At 67.2% G+C, this 20,629-nt stretch carries 20 protein-coding genes; 6 read left to right on the forward strand and 14 right to left on the reverse strand.

Features of this window, described 5'->3' with window-relative positions; all coding sequences use genetic code 11:
* Positions 1-2 precede the first annotated feature (2 nt).
* The gene (locus EYE40_RS05955; protein ID WP_130981088.1) at positions 3-911 is read right to left on the reverse strand and encodes a TIGR01777 family oxidoreductase; all 909 of its coding nucleotides are present in this window, start codon (positions 909-911) and stop codon (positions 3-5) included.
* Positions 908-2,065, reverse strand: a complete 1,158-nt coding sequence (locus EYE40_RS05960; RefSeq protein ID WP_130981089.1) for a pyridoxal phosphate-dependent aminotransferase — start codon at positions 2,063-2,065, stop codon at positions 908-910. Before EYE40_RS05960 ends, EYE40_RS05955 begins: the two co-directional genes overlap by 4 nt.
* A gap of 26 nt (positions 2,066-2,091) precedes the next feature.
* Between EYE40_RS05960 and EYE40_RS05965 the strand changes: the two genes are divergently transcribed.
* Both EYE40_RS05965 and rpsT read left to right on the forward strand, forming a co-directional pair.
* Positions 2,092-2,799, forward strand: coding sequence for an alpha/beta fold hydrolase (locus EYE40_RS05965; protein ID WP_130981090.1), 708 nt, complete (start codon positions 2,092-2,094; stop codon positions 2,797-2,799).
* 142 nt (positions 2,800-2,941) lie between these two features.
* Positions 2,942-3,208, forward strand: a complete 267-nt coding sequence (rpsT, locus tag EYE40_RS05970; protein ID WP_130981091.1) for a 30S ribosomal protein S20 — start codon at positions 2,942-2,944, stop codon at positions 3,206-3,208.
* 132 nt (positions 3,209-3,340) lie between these two features.
* Here the strand turns inward: rpsT and holA are convergent, their stop codons facing one another.
* The 4 genes from holA to EYE40_RS05990 all read right to left on the reverse strand — a co-directional run bounded on the left by holA (position 3,341) and on the right by EYE40_RS05990 (position 8,348).
* Complete coding sequence (holA, locus tag EYE40_RS05975; RefSeq protein WP_130981092.1) at positions 3,341-4,366, reverse strand: DNA polymerase III subunit delta; 1,026 nt, start codon at positions 4,364-4,366, stop codon at positions 3,341-3,343.
* A gap of 39 nt (positions 4,367-4,405) precedes the next feature.
* Positions 4,406-6,724 carry a ComEC/Rec2 family competence protein gene (locus EYE40_RS05980; RefSeq protein WP_130981093.1) on the reverse strand — a complete coding sequence of 773 codons (2,319 nt, stop codon included), beginning with the start codon at positions 6,722-6,724 and terminating at the stop codon, positions 4,406-4,408.
* Positions 6,717-7,313: a ComEA family DNA-binding protein gene (locus tag EYE40_RS05985; RefSeq protein ID WP_130981094.1), complete on the reverse strand. Its 597-nt coding sequence runs from the start codon at positions 7,311-7,313 to the stop codon at positions 6,717-6,719. The genes EYE40_RS05980 and EYE40_RS05985 overlap by 8 nt, the downstream gene beginning before the upstream one ends.
* 93 nt (positions 7,314-7,406) lie before the next feature.
* Entirely contained in the window at positions 7,407-8,348 is a 942-nt protein-coding gene (locus EYE40_RS05990; protein WP_130981095.1) for an alpha/beta fold hydrolase, read from the reverse strand.
* Positions 8,349-8,451: 103 nt separating this feature from the next.
* Here EYE40_RS05990 and EYE40_RS05995 point away from each other — a divergent pair, with 103 nt between their 5' ends.
* Positions 8,452-9,411 carry a helix-turn-helix transcriptional regulator gene (locus tag EYE40_RS05995; RefSeq protein ID WP_130981096.1) on the forward strand — a complete coding sequence of 320 codons (960 nt, stop codon included), beginning with the start codon at positions 8,452-8,454 and terminating at the stop codon, positions 9,409-9,411.
* A gap of 17 nt (positions 9,412-9,428) precedes the next feature.
* On the opposite strand, the gene leuS is transcribed toward EYE40_RS05995, so the two are convergent.
* Positions 9,429-11,999 (reverse strand): leucine--tRNA ligase, encoded by a 2,571-nt coding sequence (leuS, locus tag EYE40_RS06000; RefSeq protein WP_130981097.1) that lies wholly within the window; start codon positions 11,997-11,999, stop codon positions 9,429-9,431.
* 166 nt (positions 12,000-12,165) lie between these two features.
* Here leuS and EYE40_RS06005 point away from each other — a divergent pair, with 166 nt between their 5' ends.
* On the forward strand, positions 12,166-12,624 hold the full coding sequence (locus EYE40_RS06005; RefSeq protein WP_130981098.1) for an SRPBCC domain-containing protein: 459 nt from the start codon (positions 12,166-12,168) through the stop codon (positions 12,622-12,624).
* On the opposite strand, the gene EYE40_RS06010 is transcribed toward EYE40_RS06005, so the two are convergent.
* Positions 12,601-13,938, reverse strand: coding sequence for an anthranilate synthase component I family protein (locus EYE40_RS06010; RefSeq protein WP_130981099.1), 1,338 nt, complete (start codon positions 13,936-13,938; stop codon positions 12,601-12,603). The genes EYE40_RS06005 and EYE40_RS06010 overlap by 24 nt on opposite strands.
* Positions 13,939-13,949: 11 nt before the next feature.
* On the opposite strand from EYE40_RS06010, the gene EYE40_RS06015 reads away from it, so the two are divergent.
* Both EYE40_RS06015 and EYE40_RS06020 read left to right on the forward strand, forming a co-directional pair.
* A complete protein-coding gene (locus EYE40_RS06015; RefSeq protein ID WP_130981100.1) occupies positions 13,950-14,750 on the forward strand; it encodes an aminotransferase class IV in 801 nt (266 codons plus the stop codon).
* Between the two features lie 95 nt (positions 14,751-14,845).
* Positions 14,846-15,514: a DedA family protein gene (locus tag EYE40_RS06020; protein WP_130981101.1), complete on the forward strand. Its 669-nt coding sequence runs from the start codon at positions 14,846-14,848 to the stop codon at positions 15,512-15,514.
* An 8-nt stretch (positions 15,515-15,522) separates the two neighbouring features.
* Here EYE40_RS06020 and EYE40_RS06025 read toward each other — a convergent pair whose 3' ends face one another.
* The 6 genes from EYE40_RS06025 to EYE40_RS06050 all read right to left on the reverse strand — a co-directional run bounded on the left by EYE40_RS06025 (position 15,523) and on the right by EYE40_RS06050 (position 20,604).
* Positions 15,523-16,452 (reverse strand): ABC transporter substrate-binding protein, encoded by a 930-nt coding sequence (locus EYE40_RS06025; protein ID WP_161972353.1) that lies wholly within the window; start codon positions 16,450-16,452, stop codon positions 15,523-15,525.
* Positions 16,453-16,577: 125 nt separating this feature from the next.
* Entirely contained in the window at positions 16,578-17,504 is a 927-nt protein-coding gene (locus EYE40_RS06030) for an ABC transporter substrate-binding protein (RefSeq protein WP_130981103.1), read from the reverse strand.
* Positions 17,505-17,506: 2 nt separating this feature from the next.
* Positions 17,507-18,265: an ABC transporter permease gene (locus tag EYE40_RS06035; RefSeq protein ID WP_130981104.1), complete on the reverse strand. Its 759-nt coding sequence runs from the start codon at positions 18,263-18,265 to the stop codon at positions 17,507-17,509.
* Complete coding sequence (locus tag EYE40_RS06040) at positions 18,262-18,948, reverse strand: ABC transporter permease (RefSeq protein ID WP_130981105.1); 687 nt, start codon at positions 18,946-18,948, stop codon at positions 18,262-18,264. The genes EYE40_RS06035 and EYE40_RS06040 overlap by 4 nt, the downstream gene beginning before the upstream one ends.
* Complete coding sequence (locus EYE40_RS06045) at positions 18,945-19,769, reverse strand: ABC transporter ATP-binding protein (protein WP_130981106.1); 825 nt, start codon at positions 19,767-19,769, stop codon at positions 18,945-18,947. Before EYE40_RS06045 ends, EYE40_RS06040 begins: the two co-directional genes overlap by 4 nt.
* 172 nt (positions 19,770-19,941) lie before the next feature.
* On the reverse strand, positions 19,942-20,604 hold the full coding sequence (locus EYE40_RS06050; RefSeq protein WP_130981107.1) for a TetR/AcrR family transcriptional regulator: 663 nt from the start codon (positions 20,602-20,604) through the stop codon (positions 19,942-19,944).
* Positions 20,605-20,629 lie beyond the last annotated feature (25 nt).

A 20,629-nucleotide genomic window follows, 5' to 3' on the forward strand; every position in this document is an offset into this window, starting at 1 on the left:
CGCTAAGCCCTACCGGTGATGTCGCGCACCGCGCCCTCGAGCTCGGGGTGCTCGAACTCGAAGCCTTCCGCGAGGAGGCGGGTCGGGAGCACCCAGCGGCTCTTGAGCAGCAGCTCGGTCTCGGTGCGGATGGCGAAGGCGCCCAACTCGAGCATCCAGCGGAACAGCGGGATGCCGAACGGCACCCCAAGAACACGCCGCAGCGTCGCCATCAGCTCGCGATTGCGCACGGGGTTCGGGGACGAGATGTTGACGGTGCCGTCGATCGTGACATCCCGCTGCAGGAAGCGGATCGCGCGATAGACGTCTTCGATGTGCACCCAACTGAACATCTGGCGGCCGCCGCGGGTTTTGCCGCCGAACTGCGTTCCGCCGAAACCCAGGCGGGTGAGCGCGAGCAGAGGCGCCAGGGCCGAGCCGTCGCCGAGCACGATCGCCATGCGCAGCGCCACCTGGCGTGTCTCGTCACGGGCGTGCGCGAAGAACTCGCCCTCCCAGGCGTTCGCGACGTTCACCGAGAAGCCCTCGCCAATGATGCCGTCCTCGTCGGTGTTCGGGCGCTCGTCGGAGTGCTTGTAGATCGTCGCTGTGCTCGAGTTGAGCCACACCTTGGGCGGGCTGGCCACCGCCTCGACGGCGCGACCGAGCTCGCCGGTGGTCAGCAGGCGCGAACTGAAGATCGCCGCCATGGTCTTCCCCGAATACCGGGCGTTGACGCTCTTGCCCGCGAGATTCAGGAGCAGGTCGGCGCCATCCAGAGCAGCCTCGAGAGCGGCGGTGTCGCCCCAGGTCACGTCGGAGCCTGAGCGACCGACCGTAACGACGGTCTCACCCTCCTCGCGGAACCTGCGAACGAAGTACTGCCCCATAAAACCGCTTGCGCCGGCTATGACAATGCGCTGACCGGTCATGAGGCTTCTCCTGGCGTTGGTGCGGGCAGCTTGCCGAGCCCGTCGAGGATGTCCGCCTGCGGGGCGGCAAGGCAGACGCGGATCCAGCCCTCACCCGAGCGCCCGAAAGCGCTGCCGGGGGCGACGGCGACGAGTTGCTCGCGCAGGAACCGCTCCGCCCAGGCTGCGACGTTGCCACCGGTCGCGTGGCTCAGGTCGATCCAGAGATAGAAGGTGCCCCTTGGTGTCAGATACGGGATGCCCCGGCTCGCCAGCAGCTCGGTGGCAGCCGCGAGGTTGCTCCGGTAGTGGGCCTTGGCGTCCGCGACGTGCCCGTGGTCACCGGTGATGGCGGCGAGGGCCGCGTACTGGTCGGGTGTCGCGACACAGCTGACCGTCGCCTCCTGAACCGTGCGCATGGTGGCCTCGAAGCTGCGCGGCGTCACGAGGTAGCCGACGCGCACGCCGGTCATCGCGTAGGTCTTCGAGAACGAGAAGACGCTGAGCACGCGGTTGTCCTCGTCGAAGCTCGCCATGCTCGAGTGCTTCTCGCCCCAGGTGAAGTACTCGTACACCTCGTCGCTGATCACCCACAGGTCGTGCTTCTTCGCGAAATCCAGCAGCCGTTGCAGCATCTCGGCGTCGAAGATAACACCGAGCGGGTTGGACGGCGAGTTGACGATGAGCACGCGGGTGCGCTCGGTGATGAGGCTCTCGAGCTGCTCGAGGTCGGGCTGGAAATCGCGCTCGGGGCGCAGCTCATAGGGCACGGCGACCGCGCTCAGCATGTGCGCGTTCATCGTGAAGGTCGTATAGCCGGGGTCGGGCACAAGCACCTCGTCGCCGGGCCCCAGCGTGAGCGCCATGGCCTGGTGCAGCCCCTGCGTCGCGCCGACCGTGACGGTCACCTGGCTCTCGTCGACGTGGATGTCGTTCTCCCGGGCCAGCTTGTCGACGATCGCCCGGCGCAGCGGCGGGATGCCCGCATTGGCCGTGTAGTTCGTCTCGTCGGCATCCCACGCGCGCTTCGCGGCCTCCGCGATGTGGGCGGCGACGGGCACGTCGGGCTCCCCCACCACGAGGAAGTTCACTCCCTCGAGACCCGCGGCGATCTCGTAGACCCGGCGGATGCCCGATCCCGGGACCGAGGAGATGTGCGGCGCAAGCATGGGCATGTACTCAGGCTATTACGCTGGAGCGCATGCCCGGTTCCGTCGTTATGGTGCACGGCCTTCGAACCTCCTCCTCGATGTGGCGCGTGCAGCGTCTCGAGCTCGAGAGGCTGGGCTACACGGTCATCACGCCCGACCTTCCCGGGCACGGTTCCCGTATGGCCGAGCGCTTCACCGTCGCCGAATCGGTGCGCACGATCGAGCGCGCGGTTGCCGACGGCGGCCCCGATACCTTCTTGGTCGGCTTCTCCCTCGGCGGCTACTTGTCCCTGCACTACGCAGGGCTCGAGGAGCGCCCCGTGCGGGGCATCCTGGCCGCGAGCTGCGGGACCCAGCCCACCCGGCTGATTCTCGACGGGTGGCGGGTGGGTGCGGCCGTCATCCACCGCTTCAGCGATCGCGGGCTCGCCCTCAATAACTTCATGGTCCGGCGTTTTGTGCGCGACCCCGACCTCGCGAACGACGTCATCTCGGGTGGCGTCGCCCTTGAGGTGATGGATGACGCCCTGCGTGAACTGCGTGTGCTGAACCTGCCGCGGTCCCTTGCGGCGATCGACGCGCCCGTCTGGCTGGTGAACGGCACCCTCGACCACTTCCGCGTGCAGGAGCGTCGATACCTGCGGGCCGCGCGCAGGGGTCGCCTGGTTCACGTACGCGGCGCGACACACATGGTGAGTGTCACGCGGCCCGAGGCTTTTACCCGCATACTTGTTGAGGCCCTCGCGCAATTGCCCTAACAGTCCCTGGATGGTAATGTTGCCTGTTGGCTTGCGCGCTCGCTCCATCCTGAAGCTGCAGCGCGAATCGCGGCCGGGAATCGAAGGTTGATTCTCTTCCTCGGCTGCCCCATCCCGTTCAGTAAACAAGAAGGTTATACACGTGGCAAACATTAAGTCGCAGATCAAGCGCATCCTCACGAACAAGAAGTCGCAGGAGCGCAACAAGGCCGTGAAGAGCGAGGTCAAGACCGCTATCCGCGCGACCCGCACCGCCATTGCGACCGGCGACAAGGACGCAGCAACCGCGTCACTGATCGTTGCGAGCAAGAAGCTCGACAAGGCAGCCAGCAAGGGCGTCATCCACCAGAACCAGGCCGCCAACAAGAAGTCGGCCATCGCCAAGCAGGTTGCGGCGCTCTCCAAGTAGTCTTTCGTCGAAAAGCCCCGTCCGGTTCGCCGGGCGGGGCTTTTTGCTGCGCGGTGGAGCTATGTCAATCGCGCCAGCGATTGCGCGACCCCAGCGCCGAGGGAGCCTGCGACCGAGGTTCGGATCGTTCAGCTAGGCGCCCGAACCCCGCGACGCCACGACTCGCACCATGCGCTCGAGCGCGTAGACGGGGTCGCGGCCGCCACCCTTGATCTGGGCATCCGTCTCGGCAAGTAGTTCGATGGTGGCGCCGAGCCCGTCGTCGGTCCAGCCGGCGAGGTCGCGCCTCGCGCGGTCCACCTGCCACGGAGCAAGCCCGAACTGCGAGGCGAGCTGCCCCGAGTTGCCACGTGCGCCCGCGAGCTTGGCCATGGTGCGCAGCTTCGCCGCGAAAGCCGCGAGCATGGGCACGGGGTCTGCGCCCGAGGTCAGTGCATGCCGCAAGAGGATGAGAGCCTCACCGTGCCGGCCGGCGATAGCCGCATCCGCCACTTTGAAGGCATTGGTCTCGACGCGCCCCGAATAGTACTTCTCGACGGTGACTTCGGTGATCTCCTCGCTCGCGTCGGCGAGCAGCTGCTGACACGCGGAGGCAAGCTCGGACACATCGTCGGAGAACGCGCCCACGAGGGCGCGCAGTGCACCCGGGGTGATGCGCCGACCGGCACTGGAGAACTCGGCCGCGGCGAACTCCATCTTCTCGGTGTCCTTCTTGAGCTCGGCGCAGACGATCTCGATGCCGCCGCCGAGACCGCCGCGGATCGCGTCGAGCAGCTTCTTGCCGCGCACTCCCCCGGCGTGGCGCAGCAGCACGTAGGTGTCGTCGGCAGGCGACTCGAGGTAGGCGAGCGTCTCGGCGATGAAGGCGTCGGTGCACTTCTCGACGTTCGTGACGCGGATGAGGCGGGGCTCGGCGAACAGTGAGGGGCTCGCGAGGGTGATGAGCTCCCCGGGGCCGTACTGGTCGGCTTCGAGGTCGCTGACCTCGAGGCTCGGGTCTTCGATGCGCAGGGTGTCGCGCAGCAGGCGGATCGCGCGGTCGGCAAGGAACCCCTCCGTGCCCGAGACGAGCACCACACGCGCCGGGCGCACGCGGTCCCAGGAGAGCTGAGGAATGGCGACCTTTGTCGCGGTCTTCGCTGCCGGTCTGGCTGCCACTGTGCTCCTCGTTCGGGTGCTGCTTCAATCGCTGTAAGCCTATCCGTCGGGGCCGTCACCGGACTTCTGCGTCCACACAGCGACGCCGCCGCCCGCGGTCGGCGAGAGCAGGACCATGCCGTCCCGGTCGGTGCGCACCGCACTCGTGTGCACGGCCGCGAGCAGGTCGAGCAGTCGTGGGTTGGGGTGTCCGTAGTCGTTGTCGGCGCCGACACCGATCACCCCGACCGTCGCGCCGGCCCGCTCGTACACCCGGTCGTTCTGGTCGGCCGAGCCGTGGTGGCTGACCTTGACGACATCCACTCGGGGAATCGGGCCGGCCGCCAGCATCAACGCCTGCGGCCGCTCGCCCAGGTCGCCGAGGAACAGCGAGCTGAGGCATCCCGCTACGCACCCGCCCACCGGTTCAAACGTCATCGCGACACTCGCGTCATTGCCGGGCTCGACCGCCGATCGCTCCCGGGGCCACAGCACGGTCCAGCGCAGCTCGCCGAGAAGCCCGGACAGGCCGCGGGATGCCCGCTCGACGCGCGCGCCACCCGCGACAAGCTCCGCCACGATGGCGTCGTCAGCGGCCTCGCCGCTCGGTCCGACGAGCACCCGGTCGACCCGACCCAGGATCGCGTCCAAGCCGCCCACGTGGTCGAGATCGAAGTGGGTGAGCACGAGCAGGTCGATCCGGCCGATGCCGAGGTCGTCGAGGCACAGCCCCAGACGCTCGGGCTCCGGCCCGGTGTCGATGAGGGCCAGCTCGCCGAGGCTGCGCACGAACACGGCATCGCCCTGCCCGATGTCACAGGCGGCGATCTGCCAGTTGCCCGGGCGTGTGAGCAGCTCGTGCACCCGGATGCCCGCCACGGCCCCCAGGTGCCCCACCAACAGCGCAAGCGACAGCAGCGCGCACCAGCGTCGCCAGCGGGCGGATCCCGGCCCCAGCGCCGCCACGAGCCCGAGTGCCGTGACCGCGGCGAGCAGGAGGGCACCGAGCGCTCCGGGCAGCCACGGCAGCGCTCCCGGAAGGCCGCCGAAGAAGCGCGCGACGGCGGAGATCCACGCCGAGGGCAGCCAGGCAATGCGCGCGAGCAACTCGCCGAGCGGAGGCACCACCACGAGCCCGAGGCAGGCGAGCAGGCCGACGACGGTGGCGAGGGGCGCCGCCGGTTCGGCGAGCAGGTTGGCCACTACCCCGAACACGGGAATCGACGGGGTCAGCAGGATCAGCACCGGCTGGCAGGCCAGCTGCGCGGCAACCGGCACGGCGAGCACAGCGGCGAGCCCTGACGGCATCCACCGGGCGAACAGACGCGCAAGCGGGCCCGCGACTATGAGCAGGCCGCCCGTCGCGAGCACCGACAGCACAAAACCGTAGTCGCGACTGAGCCAGGGGTCGCTCGCGAGCAGCACGAGCACGGCGAGCGAGAGCACGGGCATCCCGCGCACCGGCCTGCCCGTGGCGAGAGCGAGCAGCACGAGTATCGCCATGGCCGCGGCGCGCACCACACTCGGCTCCGGGGTCACGAGCACTACAAATCCGATAAGAACGGTGATGGATGCCACCACTCGCCATCCGCGGGACAGCCCGACCGCCCCGCCTGCGAGCATGATCAGGCCGATGACAATCGCGCAGTTCGCCCCCGAGACCGCTGTCAGGTGGCTCAGACTGCTCGCCTTCATGGCCGCGTCCAGTGTCTCGTCGACCGCGGAGGTGTCCCCGATGGCCAACCCCGGCAGCAGCGCACCACCGTCGCCGGGCAGCTCGGATGCCGCCTCGCGGAACCGCGCCCGCAGACCGTTTGCCCAGTCCTGGAACCACGGCGGAGCCCGCGAGACCCTTGACTCCCCCTCGGCGAAGACCAGGAACGCCGCGTCGTCTCCGGGGGTCGTGACCGCGAGAGTTCCGCGCAGCTCGATCGTTGCGCCGATGCCGACCTCCTCGGGCGGGAGCCCGCCGAAGACCAGCACCGGCAGGCGAACGGATGCCGCGCCCTTCCCTACCTCGTAGCCCACCAGCGTCGCGCGCCACGGCCCGTCGCGCGCCGGTCCGAGTGTCGTCTGGGTGACCACACGGGTCGACGCCAGGCGCCCCGCCTGTGCCGCTTCGGCGAGCGGCTCAGGCCGCCGCAGAGGCTGCTGCACCGCGATCACCGTGCAGCACAGCGCACCCGCGACACAGCACACGGCGACCAGCCCGGCCCAGGTCGATCGGCGCAGCACGACCAGCAGTACCGCCCCCGTTGCCCAGAGCACCAGGGCGATGACCACGGCGGTGTCGGGCAGGGCGACCACCACCCCAGCCGCGAGCCAGGCAGCACAAGCCGGTGCCAGCAGCCGCAGGTCGGACACCCTGTGCTCAAACACTCACCAGCTCCTTCAGCCCCTCGAAGGTCTTGTCCCCGATTCCGGTCACGCTGAGCAGGTCTTCGATGGCCGTGAACCGGCCGTTCGTCTCGCGCCACTCCAGGATGCGGGCGGCGAGGGCCGGCCCCACGCGCGGAAGAGTTTCGAGTGCCGCGGCATCCGCCGTATTGAGATTCACCTTGCCCGCGACCGTGGTACCGGGCGCGGCGACAGCAGGAGCCGCCCCGACCACGGGCACCACGATCTGCTCGCCGTCGCTCACAAAACGCGCAAGGTTGAGCCCCGCTTGGTCGGCGTCGTCCGCGAAGCCGCCTGCGGCCGCCACGGCGTCGACGGCCCGATCACCCTCCCGCAGGGCATACAGCCCCGCGTGTGACACCGCCCCGAGCACATGCACATAGATCGCCGACGACACGACGGGGTCGGACGACGGCGAGTCGCCCGGGGTGACCACCGAGGTCGATCCGGCCGACGACAACGAGGAGAAGAGCACGGCGCAGCCGAGCCCGACGACAAGCAGCACCACGGCCCCGCCAACGGCAATGCGCAGGCGCGCGCGCTTCTCGAGGTTCCGCGCTACAACTCCCATCCCGGGAGGCTACGAAGTCCGCGCAGCCGCCGCAGGCGGAAATCAAAAACGGTGGACTACTTCTCGCGCGTCACGATGTTGACGACTCGAGGCCTATAGGGCGTCGTGCTGCTCCAGCCAGCTCACGATCACTCGGTTCACGTCATCGGGCAGCTCCTCCTGTATCCAGTGGCCGCAGTCCAGGCTGACAACGTCCACGTCAGGCACGAAGTGGGCGAGATTCTCCGACTTCGGAATCGAATCCCGATCTCCATAGATCATCAGCGCAGGCTGGCGGATGATGGGATCGGCGCTCGCCAGCAGGCGCCAGTTGCGGTCCACGTTCCGGTACCAGTTGATTCCGCCGGTGAAGCCCGAGGCCTCAAAAGACGAGACGAAGACGGCCAGGTCACTGTCGCTCATGATCGGCTCACCGAGTGGGATCTCCGCTATAGCCAGATCGATCATCGACATGCCCGGCTGGGAGACGCCGGCCGGCTCGTTCTTCCGGTACAGGTTGCGAAGGAACCGGGATGTGTTCTGGTCCAACACAGCGTCCGCGACGCCGGGCTGCCGATTGAAGTGGACGAAGTAGTAGTCACTTCCGAGATAGCTCTCCATCAGCTCGATCGGGGCCGTCTCTCCTCGCTCGACGTACGGCAGGCTCAGGTTGATCACCCTGGTGACGCGGTGGGGGTGCAACAGGGCAAGTCCCCATACGACCATCGCGCCCCAGTCGTGCCCGACGAAAGTGGCGGCGTCGTATCCGAAGTGATCGAGGAGTGCCACGAGATCACCCGCCAGGTGCTCGATGTCGAAGTCCGTGACCTCGCTGGGTCGAGAGGAGTTGCCAAAGCCTCGCTGGTTGGGGACGATGACGTGGTAACCCGCCGCGACAAGGGCGGGCACCTGATGACGCCACGAGTAGGCGAGTTCCGGCCATCCGTGACACAGCACGATGGGCTTGCCGGAGTTCTCTACGCCCGCTTCGAAGACTTCGAGGTACACACCATTTACAGGTATACGGACTGGTTGGGGGAAATCGAATGTGCTCACGGATGCTCCTTGGGTTCGTTTGCCGATCGGCGGGACCGGTCATTGACGAAGATAGGAAGCATTGAGGACACATGGGGTCCTCAATGATTGACAGACTCGCACTATGAGGAACGATCCGACCGGCCGAGCACTGCAGCTGCTCTCCCTCCTCAAGACTCAGCGCTTCTGGCACAGTTCAGAACTCGCGGCGCGGCTCGAGACCACGGAGCGGACGGTACGCCGCGACATCGATCGCCTCCGCCACATTGGCTATCCGGTCGATTCAACGTCCGGACGCTACGGGGGCTACCGACTCTCGGCAGGGGCACACCTACCACCCCTGATCCTCGACGATGACGAGGCCGTCGCCGTGGCCGTCGGGCTTCGCTACGCCGCTGCGGCCGCCATCGAAAGTATGGAAGAAACGTCGCTTCGCGCGTTGATGAAAATCGAGACACTACTGCCCCATCGTCTGCGTCGACGAGTCTCGGCATTTCGCTCGAACGTCTCCTTCCTGGGTTGGTCGGACGACGGCGACGTCATCGACCCCGAGGCGCTGAGTGTGCTCGCCGCGGCCTGTCGCGATCAGGAGCACGTGCGCTTCGACTATCGGCGAGGCGATGGGGAAAGCAGCGGCCGGAAGGTCGAGCCGCACCGACTCGTCGCGGCTGGCCACCGCTGGTACCTCCTGGCGTGGGATGACCATCGCCGTGAGTGGCGGACGTTTCGTCTCGACAGACTGCGGAATACCCGGCCGGTGGGCAGCACGTTCAGTCCCCGCGAGATCCCGGGCGACAATGCGGCGAGCTATGTCGCGAGCGCGCTCGGATCAACGACGCGTCACCACGATGCGACGCTCTCCATCCACACCACATTCGCCGAACTCGAGGGTGTGCTGCGATGGATCGACCACACACCGATCGAAGTGGGCGGGGATCACTGCGTCATCCGGATCCGAAGCGAGGACCCCGGCCGGCTCGCGATGACGGTTGCCCGCCTTGCGTTGACCGCTCCTGTGGTAGTCATCGAACCGATTGAACTCGCCGACACGGTCAGGACACTTTCCGCCCATCTCGCTCCGTGACGGACGATGCGGTCGGCCTACTTCTCGCGGGTCGCGATGTTGACGACGCGAGGGGCGCGCACGATCACGTTCACGACCTCCCGGTCGCCGATCGAGCGGATGACGGCCTCCGATGAGCGCGCGAGCTTCTCGAGGTCCTCACCGCTGATCTTCGGCGACACCTCGACGCGGCCGCGCACCTTGCCGTCGACCTGCAGAACGGCGGTGACGGAGTCCTCGACGAGCAGGTTCGGGTCGGCCTTGCGCCAGCCGGCGTAGGCGACGGACGGCTCGTAGCCGAGACGCTCCCACATCTCCTCGGCCGTGTACGGAGCAAACAGCGAGAGCCCGATCGTGATGGCCTCTGTGGCCTCGCGCACGGCGGCGTCGCCGCCACCCGCGCCCGTGTCGATGACCTTGCGCGTCGCGTTGGTGAGCTCCATCAGGCGCGCGACGACGACGTTGAACTTGAACGACTCGACGAGGCCGGGGGCGTCCTGCAGGAAGCGGTGGGTCTGCTTGCGCAGGGCCGCATCGCCGGTCTTCCACTCGACGTCCTTGTGCGACGTCACATCGCCGGAGAGGCGCCACGCGCGAGCCAGGAACTTGGCGGAGCCCGCGGGCGAGACATCCTCCCAGTTGATGTCGTCCTCGGGCGGGCCGGCGAACACCATCGTCAGGCGAATGGCGTCGACGCCGAACTCGTCGATCACGTCACCGAGGTTCACCCCGCCCTTGCTCTTCGACATCTTCGAGCCGCCGGAGAGCACCATGCCCTGGTTGAGCAGCGCGCTGAACGGCTCGGTGAACGAGACGTGGCCCATGTCGAACAGCACCTTGGTGATGAAGCGCGCATACAGCAGGTGCAGGATGGCGTGCTCGACGCCCCCGACATACTGGTCGACCGGCGCCCACTTCTCGGCGAGCCTCGGATCAAAGGCCTGGGTGGAGTCCTGCGGGTTCAGGAAGCGCAGGAAGTACCACGAGCTGTCGACGAAGGTGTCCATCGTGTCGGCGTCGCGCAGGGCGGCGCTGCCATCGCGCGGGTCGGGCACGTTGACCCAGTCCGTGGCGGCCGCGAGCGGCGACTGGCCCTTGGGCTGCAGGTCGAGCCCTTCGGTCGGCGGCAGCACAACGGGCAGCTGGTCCTCGGGCACGGGCACGAGCTCGCCGTCCGCTCCGTGGATCATCGGGATCGGGGTGCCCCAGAAGCGCTGGCGGCTGATCAGCCAGTCGCGCAGTCGGTAGGTCTTGGCGGCGCGTCCGACGCCCTCGGCCTCGAGCTGCTCGATGATGCGCTTGATGGCGTTGTTCTTGCTGAGCCCGTCGAGCGGGCCGGAGTTAATCATGCGGCCGTCGCCGTGCAGCGCCTCGCCGGTGGTTCCCGGGTCGAGCGAGGGCAGGTCGTCGGGCAGGATCGCCTGGCCGTTCTCGTCGAGTTCGAGCACGGGGATCGCGGCCGTCACCGGCGCGTTCGTGTCGACCACGACGACGACGGGCAGTTCGAACTTACGAGCGAAGTCGAGGTCGCGCTGGTCGTGTGCGGGCACGGCCATGACCGCTCCGTGACCGTAGTCGGCGAGAACGTAGTCCGCCGTCCAGATCGGGATGCGCTCCTTGGTCACGGGGTTGATCGCAAAACGACGCAGCGGGATGCCCGTCTTCTCGCGGGTCGCGTCCTGTCGCTCGATCTCCGTGTTCTTCTGTGCCTGCGCGAGGTACTCGGCGAAGTTGGCCTGCACCTCCGGCGTGGATCCTGCCGCAAGCTCGGCCGCGAGCTCGGAGTCCGGCGCCACGACCATAAACGTCACGCCGTAGAGGGTGTCGGGACGGGTCGTGAAGACGGTGATCTTCTCATCCCGACCTTCAATCTGGAAGTCGACGTCGGCGCCGATGGAGCGCCCAATCCAGTTGCGCTGCATGGTCAGCACCTTGGCCGGCCAGGTGCCCTCGAGCTGGTTGAGGTCGTCGAGCAGGCGGTCGGCGTAGTCGGTGATCTTGAAGTACCACTGGGTGAGCTTCTTCTTGACGACGACGGCACCCGAACGGTCGGAGGTGCCATCCGGAAGCACCTGCTCGTTGGCCAGCACGGTCTGGTCGATCGGGTCCCAGTTGACCCAGCTCTCCTTGCGGTAGGCGAGACCCTTCTCGTACAGCTTGAGGAACAGCCACTGGTTCCACTTGTAGTACTCGGGGTCGCTGGTCGCGAGTTCGCGGTCCCAGTCGACGGAGGTCGCGTAGCGGCGCATCGACGCCTTCTGCTCGGCGATGTTGCCGTAGGTCCAGTCGCGCGGGTTCACGCCGCGCTTGATGGCCGCGTTCTCGGCGGGGAGGCCGAAGGAGTCCCAGCCCACCGGGTGCATGACATTGAAACCCTGCTGGCGCCAGTAGCGCGCAACGACGTCGGCGAGGGCGTAGGCCTCACCATGGCCCATGTGCAGGTCGCCGGAGGGGTAGGAGAACATGTCGAGGATGTATTTGCGCGGACGCTTGTCGTCCGGATCCCCCGACCGGAACGGCTTCAGCTCGTCCCAGATCGGCAGCCACTTCGCCTGGAGGGCGTCGATGTCGTACTCGGGGCCGTCGTCGTTGTGGTTCTCGTGCTGCATGGAAGACTCTCGATTCGTCTGCGGGGGTCGGGGCGGTGGCGTGCGTTCGCCTGCGCGGCCCCAGACAAGGTTACCGGCATGTTTCGGCTCATGACGGCCCGGTGCGTGTTGCACGCACCCCGGCAAACGTGTCACCCTCGGAGTCCATCCCACAGCAGGAGTAACCATGTCTGACCGCGCCGTCATCAAGGGCCACACCATCCACCGCACGATCCGCCTCGAGGCTCCCCTCGACCGCGTCTGGGCGGCTCTCACCGAGGCCGAGCTGCTCGGCCAGTGGTTCAGCGACTCGGCGACCTTCGAGGGCACCATCGCGGTCGGCTCGACGGGAGTCTTCGCGTGGGAGGGCCACGGCGAGTTCGCCGTCGTCTTCGAGGAGCTCGAACCGAAGTCGGTCGCCGCCTGGCGCTGGGCCGGCGAGCCGTCTCTCGAGCTGAAGGATGACGACTCGACGACCGCGCGCTTCACGCTCGAGGCCGACGGCGACGCGACGGTGCTCACCGTGGTCGAGTCCGGCTTCGAGAAGATCGCGGGCGGAACCGCCCACCGCCGCCGCCGTCTCGAAGACAATCGCAGCGGCTGGGACATCGAGCTCGACGAGCTAGCCGACCTGCTCGATTCCTAGAACCCGAAGCAGCGCCGCGGCCTTGAGCTTCGCCTCGGCGAGCTCCTCCTCGGGCACCGAGAGCGCCGTGATGCCGCCGCCCGTGCCGACCGTCGCACCTTCGGGGTCGAGCACGATCGACCGGATCACCATGGCCAGGTCGATCGACCCGTCCAGCCCGAACCGCCCGAAGGCCCCCGAATAGATGCCGCGCGGCCGACCCTCGAGCGCGTCGAGCAGCAGGGTCGCGCTGCGCTTGGGAGCGCCCGTCATCGAACCCGCCGGGAAGCACGCGAGCACCGCATCCATGCCGCTCAGTTCCTCGCGCAGCTGCCCGCGCACGGTGCTCACCAGCTGATGCACGTGCGCGTAGCTCTCCACGGCGAGCAGGCTCGGCACACTCACCGATCCGACCTCGGCAACTCGCGCGATGTCGTTGCGCATCAGGTCGACGATCATGAGGTTCTCGGCGCGCTCCTTGTCGCTCGCGAGCAGCTCGGCCTTGAGCGCTGCATCCTGTGCGGGACTGGCCCCACGGGGCCGTGTTCCCTTGATGGGCTTCGACTCGACCACGCCGAGCGGCGTCACGGTCAGGAATTGTTCCGGCGTTGCGCTGAGCAGCGAGACGTCACCGAGCCTCAGGAACGCGCCGTGGTGGCTCGGACTCGAGGCGCGCAGGGCGAGGTAGGCGGTCAGCGGGTCGGGCGTGACATCCACACTCGCCTCGGTCGTCAGGCAGAGCTGGTAGGCGTCGCCCGCGACGATCGACGCCTGGCAGGCCCGGATCAGGTCGAGGTACTCGTCGTCGGCGTAGGCCCAGGCCACTTCGGCAGCGTCGGCCGGTTCGGGATGCCCCGCGCCCGCCACCGTCGCCCCCTGCAGCGCGGCGATCGCCGCGTCCCGCCAGGCGCCGAGTTCGCCGCTCCAGTCATCCCCGAGCGCGAGGATACTGACCACCCGCGTCTCGTGGTCGAAGGCCACGGCCCGGTCGACGGCGAGGAATGCGGCGTCGGGGTAGCGGGACACCCGCGGGGTCGAGACCCCCATCGTGGCAGCGCGCAGCTCGTAGCCCAGCCAGCCGACCCAGCCGAGCGGGCCGGACGCCTGCTGCGTTCGACGGGCGGCGAGATCGGCGGTGATGTCGCCGAGCAGCGCGGCTCCGTCGCCCTCTGCGCTCCCGCCGGCGATGCGCGGCGCACCCGTGCCCATAAAGCTGCGCCCCGTGTCCGCGCTGTCCAGCCAGAACGCGGCGCGCGACTCGCCGAAGAGGGTGGCAAAGGCCGCCGCCGGGTCGACCCAGTCCGCGACCGCGCACGTGAGGACCCCGGGTTGCATACCCTAAGACTATGAGCACTCCCGATGCGCCGACGGCGTCGACCTACCGCTGGCACGACGGCGTGCTCGAGTACCTCGACTACTGCGACATGACCGAGACGCTGATCGAGGTCGCCGACTCCTGGCTCGTGAGCGACGGGCGCACCCTCGCGCTCGAGCTGCACCGGTCCCGCTTTCTCGACTCGATCGCCGACGAGCGGCACGACGCCCTCGACCTCGAGGGATTCTGGGATGCCGTGATCGCGATGATCCCGCGCGCGGGCGACTGGTTCCCGCGCGTCGAGCTGCAATCGCGAAGCGGAGCGGCGCTGCTCGTGTTCCGGCTGCGCAGCGCCCCGCAGCGCGGCCTCACCGCCGTACTCGCAACCCATACCGGCGCGGATCCGCGCACCAACCCCACGATCAAGGGTCCCGACCTCGACGCGATGCTGCGGCTGCGCACCGAGGCGCAGGAGAGAGGTGGCGACGAGGCCGTCATCCTCTCCCCCGACGGCTACGTCGTCGAGGGAGCCTACTCCGCGCTCGTCTGGTGGCGTGGCTCTTTCCTCTGCGCCCCGTCCACCGACCTGGAGCGCGTGCACAGCGTGACCGCCCGCGCCCTGCTCGGCCTCGCGGCCGCCATCGGCGTCGAGCTGCACCACGAATCGGTCACGCCGTCTGAGCTCGACGGCACCGAGCTGTGGGTGCTGAGCTCGCTGCACGGCATCCGCATTGCGACGGGCTGGGTCGACGGCCCTGAACTCGCCGCGCTACCCGGCAGGCTCGCACTGTGGCGCACGCGCCTCGGCGCACTCGCTCATCCGATCGACTGAGCTCATCCGATCGACTGAGCTCATCCGATCGACTGATCCGGCGCACGCCGAGCGGACGACGCGAACTCGCAGGCGCGACCGATACTCTCGACAGCGTGGACGACATCCTCGGTTGGATCCTGGCCCTCGTGGAGTCAGTCGATCCCGTGCTGCGCACCGTGCTCGCCGGTGTCGGCATCCTGCTCGAGACAAGCATCCTCGTCGGCCTTGTGGTTCCGGGTGACTCGATCGTCATCGTGGCGAGCACGGCCGTCGAAGGACCCGTCGAGTACTTCGCCCTCGTGGTCACCGTGGTGATCGGTGCCCTGAGCGGCGAGAGCATTGGTTTTGCCCTCGGCCGGTTCTTCGGGCCGAGGATCCGCCACTCCCGCCTCGGGCGACGCCTGGGCGAACGATCCTGGCAGCGTGCCGAGAACTATCTGGATCGCCGGGGCGGGCCGGCCGTCTTCATCTCGCGCTTCCTGCCGGTGCTGCACTCACTCGTGCCGCTCACGGTTGGCATGAGCACGATGAAGTACAGCAAGTTCATGGCCTGGACGATACCCGCGTGTGTGCTCTGGGCGTTCGCCTACGTCTCGGTCGGATCTCTCGCCGCGGGCAGCTACCGGGAGCTTTCCGACCAGCTGCACGGTGCGGGCTACATCTTCGTCGGCATAATCGCCGCGTTCGCACTGCTCGTCTTCGTGGTGAAGAAGCTCATTGCCAGGTCCGAGGAGCGCCACATGGTGCACCCGGGAGACGGAGACGCCAACACCCCGGGCTGAGCGGGATGTCAGTCGAGGTAGCCCTTGGTCTTCAGCCAATTGTGGGCGAGAACCTCGGCGGAGGCGTGGTCCTCGTCGGCGAGGAGCTTGTTGAACCCCCGCAGGTCCTGGGTGGTGAGTCCGAGTGAAACGCCATCCACAATCGCCTTCAAGCGTTTGGTGTACGAGGCCTTGTTGACAATCGGGATGACGTTCTGCGCCGCAATCATCGATTGCGGATCCCCGAGCACCACGAGCCCGGCGTCGAGAATGGCGGGCGCCGAAGTGTGGATCGCGGCCACCTGGATGTCATCGGCGAGCAGCCCGTCGATGAGTTCGCGGTCGGCATCGCTCGTCGACTTGTAGGACAGGAACTTCCAGTCGTTGACGCCATAGATGCGGGAGAGTCCCGAGACGCCGTAGCTGCGATCGGGGAAGTCCGGGGCACCACCGAACGTGATGCCCGCGGCGACATCGGCGAGGTCACCTATGTTGACGAGGTTGTGCTCGCGGGCGAAGTCCTTGCGCACCACAAAGGCATAGGAGACCTGTGCGGGCGAGGGCGAGAGAACGCGCAGGTCGAGGGGCTTGAGGAATGCCGGCATGGCGGTCTCCATCGCCTCGACGGTGGTGAGCCCCGATCGAGAGTCGAAGAAGCCGAGCAGCGAGCTCGAGTATTCCGGCACGAGGTCGACGATGCCGGTCTGCAGTCCGGCGATGTATGCCTTGCGGTTGCCGACACCTTCGTTGTAGGAGACGGCATACCCCTCGGCCTCGAGCGCCTGGCCGTAGACCTGCGCGAGGATCTCATTCTCGATGGCGCCCTGCGACCCGATGGTGATCGAGACGACCTTGCCTGCGGGGGCCGCATTCTCATCGCTACCGCAGCCGGATAGGGCGAGCGCCGCCAGCAGCGCAAGAGCACCGGCGCCGATACGGAGGCGCGACTGTCGGGACATGTGATTCATCCTCCCATGCCGCGCGAGGGGTTGATGATCATCCACCGCGCAAACCCAGAAAATCCGCCCGGGAAACAGAAAGAGGGGCGGATGATACATCCGCCCCTCCCGTGTTCTGCTGCTGCCTACTTGAGGAAGCCGTTCTCGGTCAGCCAGTCGGTCGCGATCTGCTCGGACGACTGCTGCTCGTTGACGCTGAGCGCGTTGAGCGCAGAGAGTCCGGCAGCGTCGAGCTTCGCGTCGACGGCGTTGATGACATCGGCGACGTCCTCGGCGACGTCCTTGTTGACGAGCGGAACGACGTTCGAGGCGAGGAAGAGTCCCTCGGGGTCCTCGAGGGTGACGAGGTCGTTCGCGGCGATGTTCGGGTCACCGCTGTAGATGTTTCCGACGGTGATGACGCCGTCCTTGAGGGCCTGGACCGTGAGGGGTCCGCCGCTGTCGCCGATGGCCTTGAAGGTCACGTCGACGTCGTAGGTGTCCTTGAGGCCCTTGACGCCGTAGGGGCGGGTCTCGAGCTCGGCGTTACCGCCCAGGATGATGCCGTCGATGCCGGCGAGGTCGGCGATCGAGCTGACGTCGTTCTCCTCGGCGAAGGCTTTGGTGACGTTGTAGGAGTCCTGGTCGGTCGCGGGCGACTGCTCGAGAACCGTGAGGCTCGCGGGCAGGGCTCCGCCGAGCTCGGCGTAGACGTCGTCCTCGGTGGTGGCCTTGGTGTCGGGCGCGTAGAACTGAAGGAGGTTGCCCGTGTACTCGGGGATCAGGTCGACTGCTCCGCTTTCGAGTTCGGGGAGGTAGGCGTCGCGCTGTCCGATCTGGAACTGGCGGGTGACGGTGAAGCCGTCGTTCTCGAGGGCCTGCGAGTAGATCTCGGCGATGATCTCGTTCGAATAGTACGCCTGCGATCCGACGACGATGGTGCCCTTGGCAGCGTCGTCGTCACCTCCACCCGTGGCGAGTGGGTCACCCGAAGCACACCCTGCCAGGGCCAGTGACGCCCCGACCGCGACTGCGCCAATAGCGAGTCGGCCCTTTTTCAGTGCTGTGAACATTCTTATCCTCTTCCTGGTACGGCGGATGTTCCCGCCACCGCACGAGTTCGGGATGAACTCGTGCGGACGATCTTGACTCGCCCGGCGGTGACCCCGCGCGGCACGGCGAAACTCTGCAACAGCGCGAAGACTCCGTCGAGCGCGACGGCGAGCAGGGCGATGAGTATCGCGCCACCGAGCATCTCGGTGAAGTTGCGGATGGGCAGGCCCTCGAAGATGTAGACCCCGAGACCGCCCAGTCCGATATACGCGGCGAGGGTGGTCGTGGCGACGATCTGCAGGGCGGCATTGCGCACCCCGCCGAGCAGGAGCGGAAGGCCGAGTGGGATCTCGACCCGGGTCAAAATCTGCCACTCGGTCATGCCGACGGCACGTGCCGCGTCGATGGTACGCCGATCAATTGCCTCGAGGCCCGCGTAGGCTCCCGCGAGAATAGACGGCACACCGAGTACGAGGAACACAACGACCGCAGCAATCGGCGCGCGGGCGATGCCGAATGTCAGGGCGAGAATCGTGAGCAGGCCGAGGGACGGCAGCGCGCGGGCCGCTCCGGACAAGGCGACGGCGATCTCGCGTCCCTTGCCGGTGTGACCGATCGCGTAACCGATCGGCACGGCGATGATGGTCGCGGCGATCAGCGACGCGAAGGTGTAGCCGAGGTGCTCGCCGAGACGGAGCAGGATGTCGTTCGTGCGCTCGGTCGTGACGATGGTCCACACAGGCGTGAAGATCCACTGGAACGCTTCGAGGAAGAGATTCATGCCGTCGCCTCCGCTGTGAACACGGCGCGCTGCTGGCGCTTGGTCACCTTGACGGTTCGGGTCCAGGGCATCAGCACCCGGCCCAGCAGCACGAGCAGGCGGTCGAAGACGAGGGCGATGACGACGGTCATCACGATGCCCGAGACGATCTCGAGCGGGATCGATCGCTGCAATCCGTTGATGAAGAGGTAGCCGAGGCTGCGCACACCGACGAAGGCACCGATCGTGACGAGGCTGACAGTGCTCACCGCGACGACCCGGAGGCCGGCGAGCAGCACGGGTCCGGCGATCGGGAACTCCACGAGCCAGAAGCGGCGCCAGGGCGAGTAGCCGACGGCGGTCGCCGACTGGATGATGTCCGCGTCGACCGAATCGAGCGCGTCGGTGGTCGACCGCACCATCAGTGCTACGGCGTAGATCGACAGAGCGATGATCACGTTGGTGGCGCTCAGCACACTCACGCCGATGATGGGCGGCAGGATGACGAGCAGCGCAAGTGACGGGATCGTGTACAGCAGTCCGACGATGGTCAGCAGGATGCCCCGTGTCAGGCGGAAGCGGTGGGCGAGCCAGCCGAGCGGGATCGCCACGACGAATCCGATGATCACGGGCGGCACGCTCAACACGATGTGCTCCCACGACAGCGTGCCTACGAGAGGCAGATTGTTGAGCAGCCAGTTCACCGGCTGTCCCGATCCACCAGCACTCCCGCGGCGCGACCGTCGCTGTCGACGAGCACTCGTGAATCGCCCTCGCCCGACAGGCTCAGCGCGCGCTTGCCCTTGTCGACACCGATGAAGGAGGCGACGAAGTCGCTTGCCGGATTGGCGGTGATCTCGTTCGGCGAACCGGCCTGCGCGATCTTCGCGCCCTTCTCGAGGATGACGACCTGGTCGCCGAGCAGGAACGCCTCGTCGATGTCGTGGGTCACGAAGACCACGGTCTTGTCGAGGTCGCGCTGGAGGCGGATCAGCTCCTGCTGGAGGTCGGATCGCACGATCGGGTCGACGGCGCCGAACGGCTCATCCATCAGAAGGATGTTCGGGTTCACGGCCAGCCCGCGCGCCACGCCGACCCGCTGCTGCTGGCCACCGGAGAGCTGGCTCGGGTACCGGTTCGCGAGCGAGCGGTCGAGGCCGACGGTGTCGAGCAGCTCGAGCGCGTGCGCGTGGGCTTCCTTCTTCGGTACGCCCTTGAGCAGCGGAACCGTCGCGACGTTGTCGATCACGCGGCGATGCGGAAGCAGCCCCGAGTTCTGCATCACATAACCGATGCTGCGGCGCAGGGCCACCGGCTCGATCGTGGAGATGCTCTCGCCATCGATATCGATGGTGCCCGACGTGGGATCGACCATGCGGTTGATCATGCGCAGGAGGGTGGTCTTGCCGCATCCGGAGGATCCGACGAACACTGTGGTCTGGCGGGACGGTATAACGAGATTGAACTCCTCTACCGCAAGGGTTCCATCGGGGAACCGTTTGGAGACCGCACGGAATTCAATCATTGGTTGGCTCATTCCTCGTGTGCATCACGAATCGACACTTGCCTTGGCGTTCAGCTAAACAGTATTCGCCGCAACTGTCATTCCCGCTTGGTCATACTTCGTCGCACTGTAGGGAAACTCAGAGATCAACGAGTAACCCCGCCTCCGATGCGGGGGTTGAGGCCTTCGCGTGCTAGGAAACGTTCTCCACCGCACCGAAGTGCTGGGAGAGGATCGCGTATACGTACTGGCGTCCGGCGTCGAGGAAGGCCTGGTCACCGCTGTGGTCGAAGACGAAGGCTCGGGATGCGAGCGAGTCGGACACCTCGAGCGCCACCTCGAACGCGAATCGGGTCTCGGGGGTGTCGGCGACGCCGAACCGGGAGACGAGTCCGTCGAGCAGGGTGTCGGCCACGACCGAGTTGAAGGTGCGCTCGCTCGCTCGCGGGCGAATGTCGATGACGTCACCGACGCGCAGGCTGCGGAAGCCCGCCTCGTTGCGGAAAGCCTCGACGAGAACGCCGAAGGATGAGCTCAGGGCGTCGAGCCAGTTGGTGTGTCGCTCGTCGACCAGTTCGTCGTGCACGCGACGCAGCACACGGTCGAGGTTGCGGGCGCCGAGAGCCTGGAGCACGGCGATGCGATCGGGGAAGTACCGGTAGACCGTGCCGATCGACGCACCGGCCTTCTCGGCGACCATGGCCGTCGTCAGGCGCTCGTAGCCGATCTCGTCGACCACCGACGCCGCGGCGTCGAGTAGGGCGGCGAGACGCGCGGTGCTACGCGCCTGCACGGGCTCGTTGCGCAGGGGAAGCGACCCCGGGGACTGCGGATCGATTACTGCTGCTGCCGACACGGCTGCCTCCTATGAAATGGTTCGC

The organism is Glaciihabitans arcticus, from assembly GCF_004310685.1.
Lineage (GTDB): Bacteria > Actinomycetota > Actinomycetes > Actinomycetales > Microbacteriaceae > Conyzicola > Conyzicola arctica.

Excerpts from the sequence above, each read along its gene's own strand:
- EYE40_RS05955 (WP_130981088.1), bottom strand. The coding sequence starts at position 911 with ATGACCGGTCAGCGCATTGTCATAGCCGGCGCAAGCGGTTTTATGGGG.
- EYE40_RS06010 (WP_130981099.1), bottom strand. The coding sequence starts at position 13,938 with ATGCAACCCGGGGTCCTCACGTGCGCGGTCGCGGACTGGGTCGACCCG.
- EYE40_RS06030 (WP_130981103.1), bottom strand. The coding sequence starts at position 17,504 with ATGTTCACAGCACTGAAAAAGGGCCGACTCGCTATTGGCGCAGTCGCG.
- EYE40_RS05985 (WP_130981094.1), bottom strand. The coding sequence starts at position 7,313 with ATGGGAGTTGTAGCGCGGAACCTCGAGAAGCGCGCGCGCCTGCGCATT.
- EYE40_RS06005 (WP_130981098.1), top strand. The coding sequence starts at position 12,166 with ATGTCTGACCGCGCCGTCATCAAGGGCCACACCATCCACCGCACGATC.
- EYE40_RS06025 (WP_161972353.1), bottom strand. The coding sequence starts at position 16,452 with ATGTCCCGACAGTCGCGCCTCCGTATCGGCGCCGGTGCTCTTGCGCTG.
- EYE40_RS05995 (WP_130981096.1), top strand. The coding sequence starts at position 8,452 with ATGAGGAACGATCCGACCGGCCGAGCACTGCAGCTGCTCTCCCTCCTC.
- EYE40_RS06045 (WP_130981106.1), bottom strand. The coding sequence starts at position 19,769 with ATGATTGAATTCCGTGCGGTCTCCAAACGGTTCCCCGATGGAACCCTT.
- EYE40_RS05960 (WP_130981089.1), bottom strand. The coding sequence starts at position 2,065 with ATGCCCATGCTTGCGCCGCACATCTCCTCGGTCCCGGGATCGGGCATC.
- EYE40_RS06015 (WP_130981100.1), top strand. The coding sequence starts at position 13,950 with ATGAGCACTCCCGATGCGCCGACGGCGTCGACCTACCGCTGGCACGAC.
- EYE40_RS06035 (WP_130981104.1), bottom strand. The coding sequence starts at position 18,265 with ATGAATCTCTTCCTCGAAGCGTTCCAGTGGATCTTCACGCCTGTGTGG.
- leuS (WP_130981097.1), bottom strand. The coding sequence starts at position 11,999 with ATGCAGCACGAGAACCACAACGACGACGGCCCCGAGTACGACATCGAC.
- EYE40_RS05965 (WP_130981090.1), top strand. The coding sequence starts at position 2,092 with ATGCCCGGTTCCGTCGTTATGGTGCACGGCCTTCGAACCTCCTCCTCG.